This is a genomic window from Paenirhizobium cremeum (assembly GCF_022884085.1).
In the GTDB taxonomy this organism is placed as follows: domain Bacteria; phylum Pseudomonadota; class Alphaproteobacteria; order Rhizobiales; family Rhizobiaceae; genus Allorhizobium; species Allorhizobium cremeum.
Map to the genome: position 1 here is coordinate 157,233 of NZ_JAGGCS010000010.1, position 18,022 is coordinate 175,254.

Genomic DNA, 18,022 nt, shown 5'->3' on the forward strand with positions numbered 1-18,022 from the left:
GGACTTGTTCCGGCATCCAGCTGCGCGATGTCGATCGCGCAAAAGACTCTCTTGCGATCAAGGACTTGATCGCGCTGGATTCCGGCTCAAGGCCGGAATGACGACAGTGGACGTGGCACTGTCGTCACAAAAAACAATCTGAAAGGGTGTTTGTCAGCAGTCTGACGGCGGCTAGCTTTCGCTACCCGCCGCAAATCCCGCAGAACGGGATGATTACCCTTCCAGCCCGTCGAACAGGTCGCGGGCGGCCGCGTTGGTGATGCGGCGCGTCTCCACTTCGTCGCGGCGGCTGGCGAGCAGTTCGGTCGCCATAAGCTGTTCGGCGAGGTCGGCCGGCAGCGACAGGATGACCCGGCCATCATTGGCATTCAGCGCGCCGAGGTCGGAACGCTTCGCCGTCACCATGCCGCCGGCCACCGTGTTGTTGGTGTCCGGATCGATCAGGATGAAGGCGCCGGTCGCCCGGTTCTGTTCATAAGGGTCGAAGATCGCGGTTTCGTCGAAGGCGAGATGAACCTTGCCGATGGCGTTCATCGGCAGCGCCTCGGCGTGGTTCCACTTGCCCGACTTCAGGTCGAGCTGGGAGACCGGCTGCACCACAACACGCTGGCGGCGCGAACCGCTCTTCAGCCAGTAGCGCTTGCCCGGCTGGATGCCGTCCGGCTGCAGCGCCACGATCTGCGCGTCGAAGGCAAGGCCCGTCTGCGGCTGGCTGTCGAGCGAGACGATCATGTCGCCGCGCGAAACGTCGACCTGACGGTCGAGCACCAGCGTGATGGCGTCGCCCGCGACGGCGGCGTTGCGCACGAGGTCGAAGGTGACGATCTGCTTGACGTTGGCGATCTGACCCGACGGCAGGATGGCGACGCCATCGCCCGGCTTCACCGCGCCGCCGGCAACCGTGCCCTGATAGCCGCGGAAGCTTTCGCCCGGACGGCTGACCCGCTGCACGGGAAGGCGGAACCCGGTGGTCTGGGCCGAACGCAGCGTGGCGAGTTCCAGCGCTTCGACCAGCGTCGGACCGTCATACCAGGGCATGACGGCATCGCCGGAATAGACGACGTTTTCGCCCTTCAGCGCCGACATCGGAATGGCCGTGACCTGGCGCACGCCGAGCGAAAGAGCGAGCGTGCGGAATTCGTTCGAGATCGCCTCGAAGCCGGCGCGGTCGTAATTGGTCAGGTCGATCTTGTTGACCGCCAGAACGAACTGCTTGATCCCCATCAGCGAGGCGATGGTGGCGTGGCGGCGGGTCTGCTCCAGAAGGCCGGCGCGCGCATCGACGAGCAGCACGGCGAGATCGGCGGTCGAGGCGCCGGTTGCCATGTTGCGGGTATACTGCTCGTGGCCGGGCGTGTCGGCGACGATGAACGAGCGCTTCTCCGAGGAGAAATAGCGATAGGCGACATCGATGGTGATGCCCTGTTCGCGTTCGGCCTGCAGGCCATCGAGCAGCAGCGCGAAATCGGGCAGGCCGAGATCGTTCTGCTTGCCGGAGGATTCCCGGCGCAGCGTCGCGGCCTGGTCTTCCTTGACCGCCTTGGTGTCCCACAGGAGACGGCCGATCAGCGTCGACTTGCCGTCGTCCACCGAGCCGCAGGTGATGAGCCTCAGCGGCCGCGAATCGCGGGTGACGGGAGCCGGCTGTGCCTCGGGAAGCGCTGTGGCGAGTACGGTTACGCTTGCGGTCATCTCAGAAATATCCTTCGCGTTTCTTCTTCTCCATCGAACCCGACTGGTCGCGGTCGATGGCCCGGCCCTGGCGCTCGGACACGGTTGCGATTTCAAGCTCGGCGATCACGTCTTCCAGCGTCGTTGCGTGCGAGCGGATGGCGCCGGTAAGCGGGAAGCAGCCGAGTGTGCGGAAGCGGATCATGCCTTCCTGCTTCACTTCGCCGGGCAGGAGTTCGAGCCGCGGGTCCTCGGCGAGGATCATCATGCCGTCGCGTTCGACGAAGGGGCGCTTTGCGGCGTAGTAGAGCGGCACCAGCGGAATGTCTTCCGCCTGGATGTAGCGCCAGATATCAACCTCGGTCCAGTTGGACAGCGGGAAGGCGCGAACGCTCTCGCCCTTGCGGATCATGCCATTATAGATGTTCCACAGTTCCGGGCGCTGGTTGCGCGGGTCCCAGCGGTGGTCGGGCGTACGGAAGGAGTAGATGCGCTCCTTGGCGCGGCTTGCCTCCTCGTCGCGGCGAGCGCCGCCGAAGGCGGCATCGAACTGGCCGGCGTCGAGCGCTTGGCGCAGCGCCTCGGTCTTCATGATGTCGGTATAGAGCGCCGAACCGTGGGTGAAGGGCGTGATGTTCTCAGCCGCACCGCGTGGATTGGTGTGCACGATCAGGTCGAGATCGTAACGCTCCACCATCTCGTCGCGAAACGCGATCATTTCCCTGAACTTCCAGCCGGTGTCGACATGCAGCAGCGGGAACGGCACCCGGCCCGGATAGAAGGCCTTGCGCGCCAGATGCAGCAGCACGGAACTGTCCTTGCCGATGGAATAGAGCATGACCGGCTTGTCGAACTCGGCGGCCACCTCCCGGAAGATGTGGATGGCCTCGTTTTCCAGCGCCTTCAGATGCGGATCGAGCGGCGGCTTGGCCGGCGTGTCCTTGGAATGCGGATCGAACTCGGAATGGTGCATTGTACTGTCCTGTTGATCCGTAAGGCCGGATCCGTTCTCGGTTGCCCTTGTGGCTTGTTTGCTCAGGCGATGGTGGAGGCTATCGGCGTTGCCGCCGCTTCGGGCACGTGCAGACCGCATTCGCGCTTTTCGTCGTTCTCCCACCACCAGCGCCCCGCGCGTTCCGGTTCGCCCGGCTTGATCGCCCGCGTGCAGGGCTCGCACCCGATGGAGGGATAACCGCGCTTGTGCAGCGGATTGGTCGGAACCGCCTGGGCCTCGACATAAGCGTTGATGTCTTCGATCGACCAGTCGGCCAGCGGGTTCACCTTGATGAGGTTGCGCTCCGCATCGTATTCGGCAAACGGCGTTGTGGCGCGGTTGCCCGATTGCGCGCGGCGCAGGCCAGTGACCCAGACGGCGACGCCGGCCAGCGCCTTGCCGAGCGGCACCAGCTTGCGCACATGACAGCAGGCATGGCGGGCTTCGACGCTTTCATAGAAGCCGTTCAGGCCGTATTTTGCCGCATAGGCGTCGATGTCGTCCTGTTCGGGCCGAAACTTTGCGATGGTGATGCCGAAGCGTTCCTCGGTCTCGGCGATCAGATCGACCGTTTCCTTGAACAGCCGGCCGGTCTCCAGCGTCGCCACCTCGATCGGCAGGCCGGCAAGCCCTATGGCCGCGGTGATGACCTGATCCTCGATGCCGAGGCTGGTGGTGAAGACGGCGCGCCCGCCGAGCGCTGCAACAAGACGCAGCCGTTCCGTAAGATCGGCCTTGGCAAGAGCGGTATCCAGGGATGCGATGGCTTCGGGGGAATTTTGAATGCTCATAATTCTCTTCCTGCTGATGGCTCGGATTATTCCGTATTTCGCGGGGCGCGAACAGGAATTGCCTTTCAAGCAGACGAAGATGAAGAGCAAATATCTCTCTTCACGCGAATAAAGACGGGAATTCGTCCCGGTTTTGTCGCGCGGCGGTTTTTCGTGCCGGACGTCGGGGGCCGGCGGAACCAAGTCATAAAGCAGTATCTCTACAAAATCAATAGACTTAATGTTGGGATAGGCAAACCCGTTCGGAACGGGGGCAGGAATTTGAAAAAACGTACGAACTCCTTTATCCCGGCGGGATGTGGAGACGTGTCCGCGTCGAGTGGTGATACCAGATGATTTCCCAAAAGGCGAAATATGCGCTTCGGGCGCTGGCCGTGCTGGCCCGTGCGGATGCCGGCGACCCCGTGCAGATTTCCGATATCGCCGACCGCCAGAAGATCCCGAAGAAGTTTCTCGAGCAGATCCTTCTCGATCTGAAGCGGGCAGGCTTCGTCGAAAGCCGCCGGGGAAAGCAGGGCGGTTACCTTCTGTTGCGTCCCGCCTCCGAGATCACCTATGGCGAAGTGCTGCGCCTGATCGACGGACCGATTGCGCCCTTGCCCTGTCTTTCGCTCACTGCCTATCGCCGATGCGAGGATTGCGACGGCGAGAGCGACTGTGAAATCCGGCACGTCTTTGCCCGTGTGGCGGACGAAACCCGGGCCGTGCTGTTCTCCACCACATTCGCCGATGCGCTCGGTGAGGATGCCGGATCGCCGACCGTTCCCGAACCGACGAATTGATCGCTGAAATAACGCTGCAACGCAAAAAACTGTCGTCGAAGCGTGTTTGTGTGCAATTTTGCGAAAGCGGTTTTTCTGCGGAAGGCCGCTTTGGCGAACGATTTTCTCCGCCGAAGATGCGCATCTTGGGCCATCATTTTCCGGCCGACACAGCATGGAGGTACTGTTTTGCTATTTTTCCGGCCGCGTTGACTAACACGACCTGACCGGTAGAGTTAACGATAGGGATAACGAGGAAAGGAACGAGTGCCATGAACAGCTTTCTGAAGAACGGCTTTCTGAAACAGGTAAGCGGCCTTCTGGTCGGTCTCTCCCTGAGCGCAAGCGCCGCCACCATGGCTTACGCGGACACGACGCTCCTCAATGTGTCGTATGACCCGACGCGCGAGTTCTACAAGGAATACAACGCCGCCTTCGCCAAGCACTGGAAAGCCGAAACCGGCGAGACCGTTACCATCCAGCAATCCCATGGCGGTTCCGGCAAGCAGGCCCGTTCCGTTATCGACGGCCTTGATGCCGACGTGGTGACGCTCGCTCTCGAAGGCGACATCGACGCCATCGCCAAGGCGACGAACAAGATCCCGGCGGACTGGCGCAAACGCCTGCCCAACAATTCCTCTCCTTACACCTCCACCATCGTCTTCCTGGTCCGCAAGGGCAACCCGAAGGGCATCCACGACTGGGGCGATCTCGTGAAGGGCGACGTGCAGATCGTCACGCCGAACCCGAAGACCTCGGGCGGCGCCCGCTGGAACTATCTGGCCGCCTGGGCCTGGGCGAACAAGGAGTTCAACGGCGACGAGACCAAGATCAAGGAATATATCGCCGAGCTCTACAAGCGCGCTCCGGTCCTCGATACCGGCGCCCGCGGTTCGACGGTCACCTTTGCCCAGCGCGAAATCGGCGACGTGCTGATCGCCTGGGAAAACGAGGCCTATCTCGCCGGCGCCGAATTCGGCGAGGACAGCTTCGACATCGTCGTGCCGAAGCTCTCGATCCTGGCTGAGCCGCCGGTCACCGTCGTCGACGGCAATGCCGACGCCAAGGGCACCCGCAAGGTCGCTGACGCCTATCTCGAATATCTCTACTCGGCCGAAGGCCAGACGATCGCCGCCAAGCACTTCTACCGCCCGTCAAAGCCGGAACTCGTTCCCGCCGACCAGTTGAAGCTGCCGAAGCTCGATCTCGTCACCATCGACGATCCGATCTTTGGCGGTTGGGCCAAGGCGCAGCCGACCCACTTCGGCGACGGCGGCATCTTCGACCAGATCTACAAGCCCGCCAAATAAATCGACGATCCTCCCGAACGGCAGGCCCCGATCTTGAACGGTCGGGGCTTGTCGCATGAAGATTTGCAGGCATGATGAAAAGCGCGATGACGCGATGACGGGAACATTCATGAAAAACTGGCGACAGCCGAGCATTCTGCCGGGCTTCGGCCTGACGCTCGGCTATACCATCTTCTACCTCACGGTGATCATCCTGATCCCGCTTGCTGCCCTGATCTGGCGCTCCGCCGAACTGGGCTGGCAGGAATTCATATCCATAGCTCTCGATGAACGGACGCTGCGGTCGCTGGAGGTCAGCTTCGGTTCGGCGCTGATTGCCGCCGGCATCAACGTGGTGTTCGGCGTCGTGACCGCCTGGGTGCTGGTGCGATACAGCTTCCCCGGCCGCCGCCTGCTCGATGCGGTGATCGATCTGCCCTTCGCGCTGCCGACCGCGGTCGCCGGTATTTCGCTTGCCGCGCTCTACGCGCCGAAAGGTTGGATCGGCCAGTTGTTCGCGCCGCTCGGCATCAAGATCGCGTTTACGCCCGCCGGCATCGTGGTCGCCCTGATCTTCGTCGGCCTTCCCTTCATCGTGCGCACAGTGCAGCCGGTGATGGAGGAGCTTGACCGCGAGGTCGAGGAAGCCGCCGCCACCCTCGGCGCCAACCGCTTCCAGACGCTGCTGCACGTCGTGCTGCCGGCGCTCGTCCCCGCAATCCTGACAGGCTTCGCGCTCGCCTTTGCGCGCGCCGTCGGGGAATACGGTTCGGTCATCTTCATCGCCGGCAACATTCCCTATGTCTCGGAGATCGCGCCGCTGCTGATCGTCATCCGGCTGGAGGAGTTCCATTATGCCGGCGCAACCTCCATCGCCTCGATCATGCTGGTGATTTCGTTCGCAATGCTGCTGCTGATTAATCTTCTGCAGATGTGGAGCCGCAGGAGGTACAGCAATGTCCGATAAGGCCCGTGCCTCCCGTCCCACCTTCCACGAAGCCGCAACCGAAACGCCGGTCTGGCGCTGGGTGCTGACCGCAATCGCCGTCGCCTTCATGCTGCTCGTCGTCGTGCTGCCGCTGGTCGCTGTCTTCGTCGAGGCCTTCCGCAAGGGCGCCGAGGAGTTTTTCGTCTCGCTGGCCGAGCCTGACGCCGTCTCGGCCATCCGCCTGACGCTCACCGTCGCCGCGATTGCCGTGCCGCTCAATCTCGTCTTCGGCATCGCCGCCGCCTGGGCGATCGCCAAATTCGAATTCCGCGGCAAGACCTTCCTGATTACCCTGATCGACCTGCCGTTCTCGATTTCGCCGGTCATTTCCGGTCTGGTCTACGTGCTGCTCTTCGGCGCGCAGGGGCTTCTCGGTCCTTGGCTCAAAAGCTACGGCATCGAGATCATCTTCGCCGTGCCGGGCATCGTGCTTGCGACCGTCTTTGTGACCTTCCCCTTCATCGCCCGCGAACTGATCCCGCTGATGCAAGAGCAGGGTTCGGGCGACGAGGAGGCGGCGATTTCGCTCGGCGCCAGCGGCTGGCAGACCTTCTGGTATGTGACGCTGCCCAACATCAAATGGGGCCTGCTCTATGGCGTGCTTCTCTGCAACGCCCGCGCCATGGGCGAGTTCGGCGCCGTCTCCGTCGTCTCCGGCCATGTGCGCGGCCTGACGGAAACCATGCCGCTGCACATCGAGGTTCTCTACAACGAATATAACTTCGTCGCGGCCTTCGCGGTCTCGACGCTTCTGGCTCTCCTTGCCCTCGTCACGCTGGCGCTCAAGTCCATTCTCGAGCTGCACTACGGCGACGAAATCGCGGCAAGCCGCAAACACTGAAAGGTCTCTCCCCATGGATGTAACCATCAAGAATATCCGCAAGGAGTTTGGCCAGTTCCCGGCTTTGCACGACATTTCCCTGTCGATCCGCTCCGGCGAACTCATCGCGCTGCTCGGTCCATCGGGCTCGGGCAAGACGACGCTTCTGCGCCTGATCGCCGGTCTCGAACAGCCGACCGCCGGCCAGATCTTCTTCGGCGAGGAGGACGCCTCGGAAAAGACCGTGCAGGAGCGCCATATCGGCTTCGTCTTCCAGCACTATGCGCTCTTCCGCCACATGACCGTCGCCGACAACATCGCTTTCGGTCTCAAGGTGCGCCCGAAGGCGACACGGCCGCCGGCCGCTGAAATCCGTAAGCGCGTGTCGGACCTGCTCGACATGGTGCACCTCAGCGGCCTTGAGAAGCGCTATCCGTCCCAGCTTTCCGGCGGCCAGCGGCAGCGCGTGGCGCTTGCCCGCGCCATGGCGATCGAACCCACGGTGCTGCTGCTCGATGAGCCCTTCGGGGCGCTCGACGCCAAGGTGCGCAAGGAACTGCGCCGCTGGCTGCGCGAGTTCCACGATCGCACCGGCCACACCACCTTCTTCGTCACCCACGACCAGGAAGAGGCCCTCGAACTTGCCGACCGCGTCGTCGTCATGAGCCAGGGCAAGGTGGAACAGGTGGGCTCTGCCGACGACGTCTACGACACGCCGAACTCGCCCTTCGTCTTCTCTTTCATCGGCGAATCCTCCCATATTCCGGTCACCGTCCGCGACAATACCGTGCTGTTCCAGGGCGAGCCGATCAGCATCTCCGAACAGGGGACTGACGGCGCAGGGGAGCTGTTCTTCCGCCCGCAGGACGTGGCAATCAGCGATGACAAGACGTCGCTCTACGGCAAGGTAACAGCCTGCCGCCGTCTCGCAGGCACGCGCATCGCGGAAATCGACATCGCCAATGAGGGCCACGAGCCATATCATCTGGAGGTCGAAGTGCCGCTCGACGCCCCGGTCGCCGTCGGCGCCGAAATCCGCTTCCGCCCGACGCGGTGGAAGCTGTTTCGGAAGTAAGGCGTACCTCTCTCAGCGTACCAAATAAGAAAGGCCGGTCTCGGACCGGCCCTTTACCAGAACATGGAGACCGGGCAGGCAAAGGACATCAAGACCTCTGCTGCACCAGCTCCCGTTTCAATCGAAGTTTCGCATCAAGTCACCGAGACCTGATCCAGATGTCACGCCGATTTGCGGCGGAGCACGACGAAGGACGCTGCCGCAGCGGCAATCCCGAAGATCGCCCATGTGAGCGGCAGGATGTCGGCTTTCTCGCTGCGGATAGGCAGGACGGTAACGGTGCCTGGTGAACTCTCGAAACCGACCTTCCCCTGGGCTTTGGCTGCGGCGATCTGCTCTGGCGAGACCACCCATTCGGCGTTCGTCATCTTGTCCTTCACCATGGCTCCGCCTGCAACGGCAAGACCGATCAGAAGGGAAATGAGGTTACGCTTCGTCGTGTTCATTCGTTTTCTCTCTAACATTGACCTTTCGGTATCTGGACCAAACGCCAAGGGTTTTCAATGCTATGGCGACGATCGTCCAACGCTTCTATCCGGGCCAGAACGCGTTTTATCAGCCTTTCCGCTGTAAGGCCGGCGCTGATGAGAGCTCGCCCGCGGCTCAGGTCGCTTCATTATCCGCCTTGGCCAGTGCGCGCTTGAGGCGCACGCCTTCGGCGATCCAGGCGCGGGAGAGGCCATGATAGAGCGGTTCGCGCGAGATCATGCGCGAGGTCACGTAGCCGAGCATGGCCGCGGCCATCAGGCTGATGATGCCTTCGTGGCTGTCCGTCATTTCGAGGATGATGACGAATGCCGTCATCGGCGCCTGCACCACGCCGGCGAAGTAACCGGCCATGCCGAGCACGGCGGCAAGCCCGATGCTGACCCCGAGCAACTGGCCGATGCTACTGCCAAGCCCTGCGCCGACTGAGAGCGACGGCGCGAAGATGCCGCCCGGAATGCCCGAAACCATAGACAGGAAGGTTGCAGCGAGCTTGGCCGCGAAATAGCCGTAAGGTAGGGCATCGCCCTCGATCGCGCCGCGTGCCTGCTCATATCCTGTCCCGAAGGTGCTCCCGCCGGCCGCTACTCCGATGACGGCGACGAGTAGCCCGCAACCGGCAGCAATGGCCACGCTGCGCTTCAGCGGGGCCGTCTGCACCCATCGCTTGATCTGTTGCGACAGTCGAAGCGCGCCTGCCGAAAACATCGCGCCGAACGCGCCGCCGATAACGCCGCAGGCAATGACGGCGAACCATTCGCGCGCCGTTCCGACCGAAAGCGAGGTTGCGCCGAAATAGGTGTAGCTGCCGACAAGCCCGAGCGCCGAGATGCCGGAAAGGATCACGGCGGTCAGCACAAGGCTGTTCGCCCGCGACTGGTAGGTGCGCCCCATTTCCTCGATGGCGAAGACGATGCCGGCAAGCGGCGTGTTGAAGGCGGCGGCGATGCCGGCGGCCGAACCGGCGAGGATGAGGCCTTGAGCCTGCGCCATTCCGCCGATACGGGCGGAGAGAAGCATGATGGAAGCCCCGACCTGAACCGTAGGCCCCTCGCGCCCGATCGATGCGCCGAAGAAGAGCCCGCTCACCGTCAGCAGGATCTTGCCGAGCACGAGCCTGAGCGAAAGCAATCGACTGCGTTCCTCATCGCCACGCAGATGCCGCGCGGCGATAGCCTGCGGAATGCCGGAGCCCTGCGATGCTGGAAAGACCGTGACCGCCAGCCAGGAACAGAGAGCAAAACCGAGCGGCGTCAGGACAAGCGGCAGCAGGAACGACCATTGTCCCGCATTGAGCACGCCGTGGAACAGATGTTGCGCGCCATCGGCGAGCTTGGCGAAGGCAACCGAGATGATGCCGATCGCGAACGCCCCCGCCCAGAACACGGCGCGCGGCTTCCATACCCGCCAGGAACCCCACATCACGAGGGAACGCCGCAGCAGCTTCGATTTTCTGTAATTGTTGGGCATGGGCTTTGCGTCTCGGCGGAGCGGAAATTGCGGCGCCGGGGCGCTGAAGCAATTTATATACTCGCTGGCCGGGCGCAGTCCTTTAGCCTTAGACTTTCGACTTGGCAGAAGACAAGTGCCGTCGCCCGTCGATGACGGCTTTTGTCGGTTTACCTGTCGCTCGTCTCCCAGCGTGGGTTGATCCACGGCTCCTGGTTGGAGCGGGGCAGGGGCTGCTTGCCCAGGATATGGTCGGAGGCCTTTTCGCCGGTCATGATCGAGGGGCCGTTGAGGTTTCCGTAGGTGATATCCGGGAAGATCGAGGAGTCCGCGACGCGCAGGCCTTCGATGCCGATCACGCGGCATTCCGGGTCGACCACAGCCATCGGATCGTCCTTCGAACCCATCTTGCAGGTGCCGCAGGGGTGATAGGCGCTTTCCAGATGCTCGCGCAGGAATTCGTCGATCTGCTCGTCTGTCTGCACATGTTCGCCCGGCTGGATTTCCGAGCCGCGATAGGGATCGAAGGCTTTCTGGCCGAAGATCTCGCGGGTGAGCCGCACGCAGTGGCGGAACTTCACCCAATCCTCCTCGGTGCTCATGTAGTTGAAGCGGATCACCGGATCGGCCATCGGATCGGACGACCGGAGCGTCACGCTGCCGCGCGACTTCGAGTGGTTGTAGCCGACATGCACCTGGAAACCATGGCTGTCGGCCGCCGCCTTGCCGTCATAGGAGATCGCGACAGGCAGGAAGTGATACTGGATGTCGGGCTGCTTGACGCCCGGCGCCGAGCGTACGAAGGCGCAAGATTCGAACTGGTTGGAGGCGCCGAGACCGGTGCCGGAAAACAGCCATTGCGCGCCGGCGACCCCCTGCCAGAACCACGGCAGCCAGGAATAGAGCGAGACCGGCTTGGTCGCGACCTGCTGGAAATAGAACTCCATGTGGTCCATCAGATTGGCGCCGACGCCGGGACGGTCGAGCTTCACCTCGATGCCCATCTCCTTCAGATGTGCGGCCGGCCCGATGCCGGAGAGCAGCAGCAGCTTCGGTGAGTTGAACGACGATGCCGCGACGATCACCTCGCGGTTCGCCTTCACTACTTCGATCTTTCCGTTGCGCTCGATTTCCACGCCGACCGCACGACCGTTCTCGATCACCACCCTGCGGGCGAAGCAGCGCACCAGTTGGACATTCGGACGCTTCAGCGCCGGCTTCAGATAGGCATTGGCGGCGGACCAGCGGCGCGACTTCCAGATGGTCTGCTCCATCAGGCCGAAGCCTTCCTGTTTCTCGCCGTTATAGTCTTCCGTGGTCTCGAAACCCGCCTGCTTGCCGGCCTCGACGAAGGCCTTGAACAGCGGGTTTTTCACCGGCCCGCGCTGAACGTGCAAGGGACCGTCGGTGCCGCGCCAGCCGTCCTGTCCGCCATGGGAATTTTCCATGCGCTTGAAGTAGGGCAGCACGTCGGCATAGCCCCAGCCCTTCGCGCCGGCCTCTTCCCAGCGGGTATAGTCTTCCGCGGACCCGCGCACATAGACCATGCCGTTGATCGAGGACGAACCACCGATCACCTTGCCGCGCGGCGCGGTGATGCGCCGGTTGTTGAGGTTCGGCTCGGGCTCGGAGAGATAGCCCCAGTTATAGCGCTTCATACTCATCGGCCATGCGAGCGCCGCCGGCATCTGGATGAACGGCCCGGCATCCGAGCCGCCATATTCGAGCACCATGACCGTATGCTTGCCGTCTTCCGACAGCCGGTAAGCCATGGCCGAACCCGCCGAGCCGGAACCGATGATGATGAAGTCTGCGTTTTGCATGGTCTTGGTCCGCTCAAGCTTTGTTAGGCATGGTTGAAATTATTGGCGTTGGATGACATGTCTTGGTTGAAATTCCGACGTGCCGATGCGACCTCTTTGGAGACAGTCGCATCAAGGGGTACGCGCATCGAATGGCCGAGAAAGGCTTCCGGGATAAGCTGCTGCGAAAGCTGAACGCGATCGAAGGCGAACGGCTGGAGGCAGAAGCCGAGCGTGCGAAGATCAAGCCGCACGCCGAAAGTAGCTTGTGGAGTGACTTTCGACGCGTGCTTGCGTGGCAGTTGCTGCACGTTCGCAGCCACCTTGTCTTCGGTGCCTGGATACTTGCGCTGGTGTTTGCTGGCATGCCGGGCGGTGGAGTCTCCGGCGTATTGGTTTTGCTCTGGCTTCTCGCATCCTGCCTCATGCTGATATACGGCACGGGCCGATTTCTGTATCTCATCGGCAATGCGGCATACTTCTTCCTGACCTGGAAGAAACCCACGTAACAAGATCAGTTCTGTCTGTTTCATAAGCCTAATCCCAGTCTTGGAATTTCTTGCGAAGACCCCTCCCAACCCTCCCCACAAGGGGGAGGGCTTAACCCCGTGGCTCGCCCTTCGCTTCCCATCGTCGTTGAGAGCTTTCGGAAAGGGCGGTCCGTGTGCGGCAGGCTAGCCCCTCCCCCTTGTGGGGAGGGGTTGGGGAGGGGATTCAAATCAATACGGCGCCTCGCACTTGCCCATGCCGACATAGACGGTCTTGAGTTCGGAATAGTGCTCGATGGCCGCGAGCGAGTTTTCGCGGCCGAAGCCGGACTGCTTGGAGCCGCCGAACGGGATTTCGACCGGGCAGAGGTTGTAGGTGTTGATCCACAGCGTCCCGGCCTCGAGTTGGTCGACCACCCGGTGGGCGCGGGAAAGGTCGGCGGTGAACACGCCGCCGGCGAGGCCGAATTCGCTGGAATTGGCGCGTTCCAGCACTTCCGCTTCATCGGTGAAATCGAGCACGCACATCACCGGCCCGAAGATTTCCTCGCGTGCGATGGTCATGTCGTCGGTTACGTCGGCGAATACGGTCGGCTGGACGAAATAGCCTTCGCCGGAAACGTTGTTCGGGATGCCGCCGCCGGTGATGAGCGTAGCACCCTCGGCCTTGCCCTTCTCGATATAGCCGAGAACCTTTTCGCGCTGCGCCCAGGAAACCATCGGTCCCATCTGGGTCTCTTCCTTCTGCGGATCGCCGATCAGGATCGCCTCGGTGCGTTCCTTCAGGCGGGCGAGGAACTTTTCCTTGATAGCCTTCTGCACGAAGACGCGGGTGCCGTTCGAGCAGACCTGTCCGGTCGAATAGAAGTTGCCGAGCATGGCGCCGGAAATCGCGCTTTCGACATCGGCGTCGTCAAACACGATCAGCGGCGACTTGCCGCCGAGTTCCATCGTCACATGCTTCAGTCCGCCGGCAGCGGCCGCCGCCACCTTGCGGCCGGTCGGAACCGATCCGGTCAGCGACACCTTGGCGACGTCGGGGTGGTTGACAAGCAGCGGGCCAGTGTCGCGGTCGCCCTGGATGACGTTGTAGACGCCCTTCGGCAGGCCGGCCTCGATCAGGATTTCGGCGATTTTCAGCGCGCCGAGCGGCGTCGTTTCCGAAGGCTTGAACACCATGGCATTGCCGGCGACGAGGGCGGGCGCGCCCTTCCAGCAGGCGATCTGCTGCGGATAGTTCCATGCGCCGATGCCGACGCAGACGCCGAGCGGCACGCGCTTGGTATAGGCCCAGTCGCCGCCGAGAGGAATGTGCGAACCGTTCATGGCGGCGGGTGCGACGCCGCCGAAGAATTCGAAGGCGTCCGCGCCCGAGGTCGGGTCGGCGACGATGGTTTCCTGGATCGGCTTGCCGGTGTCGAGCGTTTCGAGCTCGGAAAGCTCGCGGTTCTTCTCGCGGATGATCTCGGCGGCGCGCTTGAGGATACGGCCGCGCGCCATCGGGCTCATCGCCGCCCATTCCTTCTGCGCGCGCTTGGCAGACGCAATCGCCTTCTCGACGATGGCGGGCGTTGCCGCATGCAGCTTGGCGATCACCTCGCCGGTCGCCGGATAGATGCTCTCGATGACAGCGCCATCGGTATCCTCGACATATTCGCCGTCGATGAAATGGGAGGCAGGGGGCTGGGCTTTCATTCTTTAACTCTCACTTCGTCAAAATTGACCATCACGTGCTCGCGATAGGCGTGGCGCTCGCAAAGCCGGGCGTAATAGGCTTTCAGCTTGGGCAGGTCGGCGCGCTCGATGTCGAGATCATAGTAACGATAAAGCAACTGGCCGAACATGATGTCGGCAACGGTAAGCTCGTTGCCTGCAAGGAAGTCGTGCTTGCTGAACTGTGCCTCGGCGATGGCGAGTCGTTTCATGAGCAGCGCGACCGCTTCGGCAATCGCCTGCGGGTTGCGCTTCGCAGAGGGCGTGCGGATAAGCGGCACGAAGATGCGATCGAGAAACAGCGTCCCGACGGTCACCTTCGACCATTCCGCCCATTTGTCGACCTGCGCGCGCGCCGACAGGTCTTCGGGCCAGAACGGACCGGTGCCGTATCTGCTGGCCAGATAACGCACGATGGCGGCGCTTTCGAAAAGCGGCTCATCGTCGCCGTCCTTGAGCACGGGCACAAGACCGTTGGGGTTCATCGCCAGGAATTCGGGCGTGTCGTTTACGCCATAGGTGAAGCCGGCGTCGATCCGCCGATACTCGAGACCGAGCTCTGCGATCGTCCACATCACCGCCTGCAGGTTTATCGATGTTCTCCGGCCCCAGACTGTCAGCATGGTCACTCTCCGCGCGGATAGCGTTTGGATTCCTCGAGATTGTCGAGGTTCATGTGATTGCGCATGTAGCGCTCGGACGCCTTCTGCAAAGGCTGGTAATCCCAGGGGAAGTAGGCGCCGTTTCTGAGCGCTTCGTAGACCACCCAGCGCCGCGCCTGGCTCTCGCGCACGGCGGCGTCGAATTCGGCCATGTTCCAGCGGGCCTCGCGCTTGGCGCGGAAGCCGGCGAGAACTTGCGTATAGGCCGGTTCGGCGGCGAGGTTCGTAAGCTCCAGCGGATCGGCCTCCAGATCGAAGAGCTGTTCCGGATCGAGTTCGCAATGGATGTATTTCCACTTGCCCTCGCGAATGCCGACGAGCGGCGCGTAAGAAGCCTCCGCCGCATATTCCATCAGCACGGGAGCGACGCGCTCCTCGCCGTCGATCATGCCCTTGAGGCTGATGCCATCGGTCCACGGCATGATCGCGTCGATGGAAATGCCGGCGAGATCGCACAGCGTCGGCGTCACGTCGAGGTTCGAGGTCGGTGCGACATGCAGGCCGGGCGTCACGCCGGGGCCGGCGATCATCAGCGGCACGCGGGCGGACCCCTCGAAGAAGTTCATCTTGAACCACAGCCCCCGCTCGCCCAGCATGTCGCCATGGTCGGAGCAGAAAAAGATCAGCGTGTCGTCGAGCTGGCGCGTGCGGGCCAAAGTGTCGATCAGCTCGCCCACCTTGTCGTCGAGATAGCTGATATTGGCGAAATAGGCCCGCCGCGAGCGGCGCACGTTCTCGTCGTTGATGTCGAAGCTCGCATAGTCGCAGGATTTCAGGATGCGTTCGGAATGCGGGTCCTGTTTTGCCAGCATGCCGATTTCCGGCATCAGATATTCGCAGTCCTCGTAGAGGTCCCAGTATTTGCGGCGGGCGACATAGGGGTCGTGCGGATGGGTGAAGGAAACGGTGAGACACCAGGGGCGGCGGTCGCTGTCGTCGTTTTCGCGGGAAAGCTGGTAGATCTTCTGGTTCGCGAGGAAGGCGACCTCGTCGTCATATTCCATCTGGTTGGTGATCTCGGCCACGCCGGCGCCCGTCACCGATCCCATGTTGTGATACCACCAGTCGATGCGTTCGCCCGGCTTGCGGTAATCCGGGGTCCAGCCGAAATCGGCCGGATAGATGTCGGTGGTCAACCGGTCCTCGAAACCGTGCAACTGGTCCGGCCCGACGAAGTGCATCTTGCCCGATAGTGCCGTGTAATAGCCGGCGCGGCGCAGGTGATGGGCAAAGGTCGGGATCGACGAGACATATTCCGCGGCGTTGTCATAGACCCGCGTGCGCGACGGCAGCTGTCCCGCCATGAAGGAGGCGCGGGCAGGGGCGCAGAGCGGCGAGGACGTATAGTTGTTGCGGAACCGCGCGGAACGGGCGGCCAGCGCCTTGAGATGCGGCGCATGCAGGAAGTCCGCCGGCCCGTCGGGAAAGAACTTTCCGTTGAGCTGGTCGACCATGATGATGAGAATGTTCGGCTTTTGCGTCACTGGCTTCGTTCCCCGGTATTCTTGTTGCGTGCCGTCTGGTGACACCCCTCGCACATATCGACCCGGCGATGCATTTTCATGCTTTCCCGCCTCGCGATACTTTGATCTGCCCCTCGATATAATCCTCGACCAGCGCCACCGACGCCTCGATGCTTGAAGGCGCCGACCTCAGACTTTGCCGGATGTAGAGCCCGTCGATCATCGCGGCTGCGCCCTCCGCGATGCGGCCTGCGTCATCGGCTGGCGCAAGCGGTCTCAGCGCCGAAAGCAGATTGGAGTTGAGCCGGCGCGCATAGATTTCCAGGAGCCGGCGGACCTCTTCCGAACGCTGTGCCTCGACGTAGAAGGCAAGCCAGGCCGCCACCGTCTCGTCGGCGAACTGGTCGGCGTGGAAGCTCACCCGGATGACGGACGAAAGCCGCTCGCGCGGTGTCCGTGCCTGGCGGAGCAGGGTGACGGCATCCGCCCGCAACTGTCGCAGCAGCGCCCGCACGGTTTCGATCAGCAATTGTTCCTTGGAGCCGAAATAGTGATGCGCCAGCGCCGGCGACACGCCCGCCTGCCGGGCGATCTCCGACATGGTGACGGAAAGCGAGCCGTGATGGCCGATGGCGCGCAGCGCAGCATCGACCAGCGCCTTGCGGCGCACCGGTTCCATCCCGATTTTCGGCATGCATGGTCCTTCCCGGTTTCCCGTCGTGATGCCGGCAGTTTATTTTTGATTGACTCATCAATCAATAAAAAATGCGCCACCCTTCGATCTGTCCCCGCCGCTTTCGGGCGCTATTTAAAGTCTTCTATTGTCACGAGAGTTTGAAAGCGCGAGTGTAGGTTATCAGGTCAATTGATTAAAAACGAGGTGCCGCGATGCTTGACGAAACCAGGCCTGTCCGTTTTTCCGAATTGCGCGCCAAGTGGGGATGGCTGATGGCGCTGGGCGTCCTCACGCTGATCCTCGGCGGTATCGCGCTCGCCAATCTCTTTCTCGCCACCGTCGCCTCGGTCTATTACATCGGCGCCCTGATGCTGGTCGGCGGGATTCTGCATCTCGCCCACGCCTTTCAGGTGCGGGGATGGGAAAGCGTTTTGTTCTGGGCCCTGAGCGGGGTGCTCTACCTGCTGGCCGGCTTCATGACCTTTTCCAATCCGCTGCTTGCCTCGGCCATCCTGACGCTGCTGATCGGCGCCGCCCTGATCGTTGCCGGTCTTGTCCGGCTGTGGGTGGGCTTCGGGCTGAAGGGCGCCGGCGGATGGGGCTGGATCGTGCTGAGCGGCGTGGTTACCGCCCTTGCCGGTGTCATCATCGCGATTGGCTGGCCGGTCAACAGCCTCTGGATACTCGGCCTGTTCCTTGCGATCGATCTCATCGTCCAGGGCTGGTCGATGGTTGCTCTCGGCCTTGCCCTCAGGCGTTGATGCCTTCCTCCGTCATCGGAGCGGTGACGTGACTTGTGTCACAAAAGTTTCATACAGCATTCACGTTCGGGAAAGGTTTTCTTGACGAAGTGCGGACCAGACTGACCCCTATAAAAACAAACAGGTTTGGAGA

Annotated in this window: 17 protein-coding genes; 6 read left to right on the forward strand and 11 right to left on the reverse strand. The window is 62.3% G+C overall.

All coding sequences use genetic code 11. The features are described from left to right. Positions 1-213 precede the first annotated feature (213 nt). The 3 genes from cysN to J5N58_RS18305 form a co-directional block, all read right to left on the reverse strand. On the reverse strand, positions 214-1,692 hold the full coding sequence (gene cysN / locus J5N58_RS18295; protein WP_244712103.1) for a sulfate adenylyltransferase subunit CysN: 1,479 nt from the start codon (positions 1,690-1,692) through the stop codon (positions 214-216). Between the two features lies 1 nt (position 1,693). After that, positions 1,694-2,644 (reverse strand): sulfate adenylyltransferase subunit CysD, encoded by a 951-nt coding sequence (cysD, locus tag J5N58_RS18300; RefSeq protein WP_112831168.1) that lies wholly within the window; start codon positions 2,642-2,644, stop codon positions 1,694-1,696. Positions 2,645-2,706: 62 nt separating this feature from the next. Beyond that, on the reverse strand, positions 2,707-3,456 hold the full coding sequence (locus J5N58_RS18305) for a phosphoadenylyl-sulfate reductase (protein WP_244712105.1): 750 nt from the start codon (positions 3,454-3,456) through the stop codon (positions 2,707-2,709). Between the two features lie 332 nt (positions 3,457-3,788). On the opposite strand from J5N58_RS18305, the gene J5N58_RS18310 reads away from it, so the two are divergent. From J5N58_RS18310 to J5N58_RS18330, 5 genes are all read left to right on the forward strand, one after another. Continuing rightward, complete coding sequence (locus J5N58_RS18310; protein ID WP_244712107.1) at positions 3,789-4,238, forward strand: RrF2 family transcriptional regulator; 450 nt, start codon at positions 3,789-3,791, stop codon at positions 4,236-4,238. Positions 4,239-4,489: 251 nt separating this feature from the next. Further along, the gene (locus J5N58_RS18315; RefSeq protein WP_113466894.1) at positions 4,490-5,527 is read left to right on the forward strand and encodes a sulfate ABC transporter substrate-binding protein; all 1,038 of its coding nucleotides are present in this window, start codon (positions 4,490-4,492) and stop codon (positions 5,525-5,527) included. A gap of 109 nt (positions 5,528-5,636) precedes the next feature. Beyond that, positions 5,637-6,473: a sulfate ABC transporter permease subunit CysT gene (gene cysT / locus J5N58_RS18320; RefSeq protein ID WP_112831178.1), complete on the forward strand. Its 837-nt coding sequence runs from the start codon at positions 5,637-5,639 to the stop codon at positions 6,471-6,473. Further along, positions 6,463-7,335 carry a sulfate ABC transporter permease subunit CysW gene (cysW, locus tag J5N58_RS18325; RefSeq protein ID WP_244712109.1) on the forward strand — a complete coding sequence of 291 codons (873 nt, stop codon included), beginning with the start codon at positions 6,463-6,465 and terminating at the stop codon, positions 7,333-7,335. The genes cysT and cysW overlap by 11 nt, the downstream gene beginning before the upstream one ends. Before the next feature lie 13 nt (positions 7,336-7,348). After that, positions 7,349-8,389, forward strand: a complete 1,041-nt coding sequence (locus J5N58_RS18330; RefSeq protein ID WP_244712111.1) for a sulfate/molybdate ABC transporter ATP-binding protein — start codon at positions 7,349-7,351, stop codon at positions 8,387-8,389. 161 nt (positions 8,390-8,550) lie between these two features. Here the strand turns inward: J5N58_RS18330 and J5N58_RS18335 are convergent, their stop codons facing one another. The 8 genes from J5N58_RS18335 to betI form a co-directional block, all read right to left on the reverse strand. Next, positions 8,551-8,835 (reverse strand): hypothetical protein, encoded by a 285-nt coding sequence (locus J5N58_RS18335; RefSeq protein WP_244712114.1) that lies wholly within the window; start codon positions 8,833-8,835, stop codon positions 8,551-8,553. Between the two features lie 157 nt (positions 8,836-8,992). Further along, positions 8,993-10,345, reverse strand: a complete 1,353-nt coding sequence (locus tag J5N58_RS18340; RefSeq protein WP_244712117.1) for a chloride channel protein — start codon at positions 10,343-10,345, stop codon at positions 8,993-8,995. A 149-nt stretch (positions 10,346-10,494) separates the two neighbouring features. Beyond that, positions 10,495-12,147, reverse strand: coding sequence for a choline dehydrogenase (betA, locus tag J5N58_RS18345; RefSeq protein WP_244712119.1), 1,653 nt, complete (start codon positions 12,145-12,147; stop codon positions 10,495-10,497). Between the two features lie 23 nt (positions 12,148-12,170). Continuing rightward, a complete protein-coding gene (locus J5N58_RS18350) occupies positions 12,171-12,659 on the reverse strand; it encodes a hypothetical protein (protein WP_244712121.1) in 489 nt (162 codons plus the stop codon). Between the two features lie 186 nt (positions 12,660-12,845). Beyond that, entirely contained in the window at positions 12,846-14,309 is a 1,464-nt protein-coding gene (gene betB / locus J5N58_RS18355; protein WP_244712123.1) for a betaine-aldehyde dehydrogenase, read from the reverse strand. After that, positions 14,306-14,950, reverse strand: coding sequence for a glutathione S-transferase family protein (locus J5N58_RS18360; protein WP_244712125.1), 645 nt, complete (start codon positions 14,948-14,950; stop codon positions 14,306-14,308). The genes betB and J5N58_RS18360 overlap by 4 nt, the downstream gene beginning before the upstream one ends. Before the next feature lie 2 nt (positions 14,951-14,952). Beyond that, positions 14,953-16,473 carry a choline-sulfatase gene (gene betC / locus J5N58_RS18365; RefSeq protein WP_342346008.1) on the reverse strand — a complete coding sequence of 507 codons (1,521 nt, stop codon included), beginning with the start codon at positions 16,471-16,473 and terminating at the stop codon, positions 14,953-14,955. A 76-nt stretch (positions 16,474-16,549) separates the two neighbouring features. Next, positions 16,550-17,146, reverse strand: coding sequence for a transcriptional regulator BetI (gene betI, locus J5N58_RS18370; RefSeq protein WP_113447152.1), 597 nt, complete (start codon positions 17,144-17,146; stop codon positions 16,550-16,552). Positions 17,147-17,340: 194 nt separating this feature from the next. Between betI and J5N58_RS18375 the strand changes: the two genes are divergently transcribed. After that, complete coding sequence (locus tag J5N58_RS18375; RefSeq protein ID WP_244712127.1) at positions 17,341-17,889, forward strand: HdeD family acid-resistance protein; 549 nt, start codon at positions 17,341-17,343, stop codon at positions 17,887-17,889. The last annotated feature ends 133 nt before the right edge of the window (positions 17,890-18,022 follow it).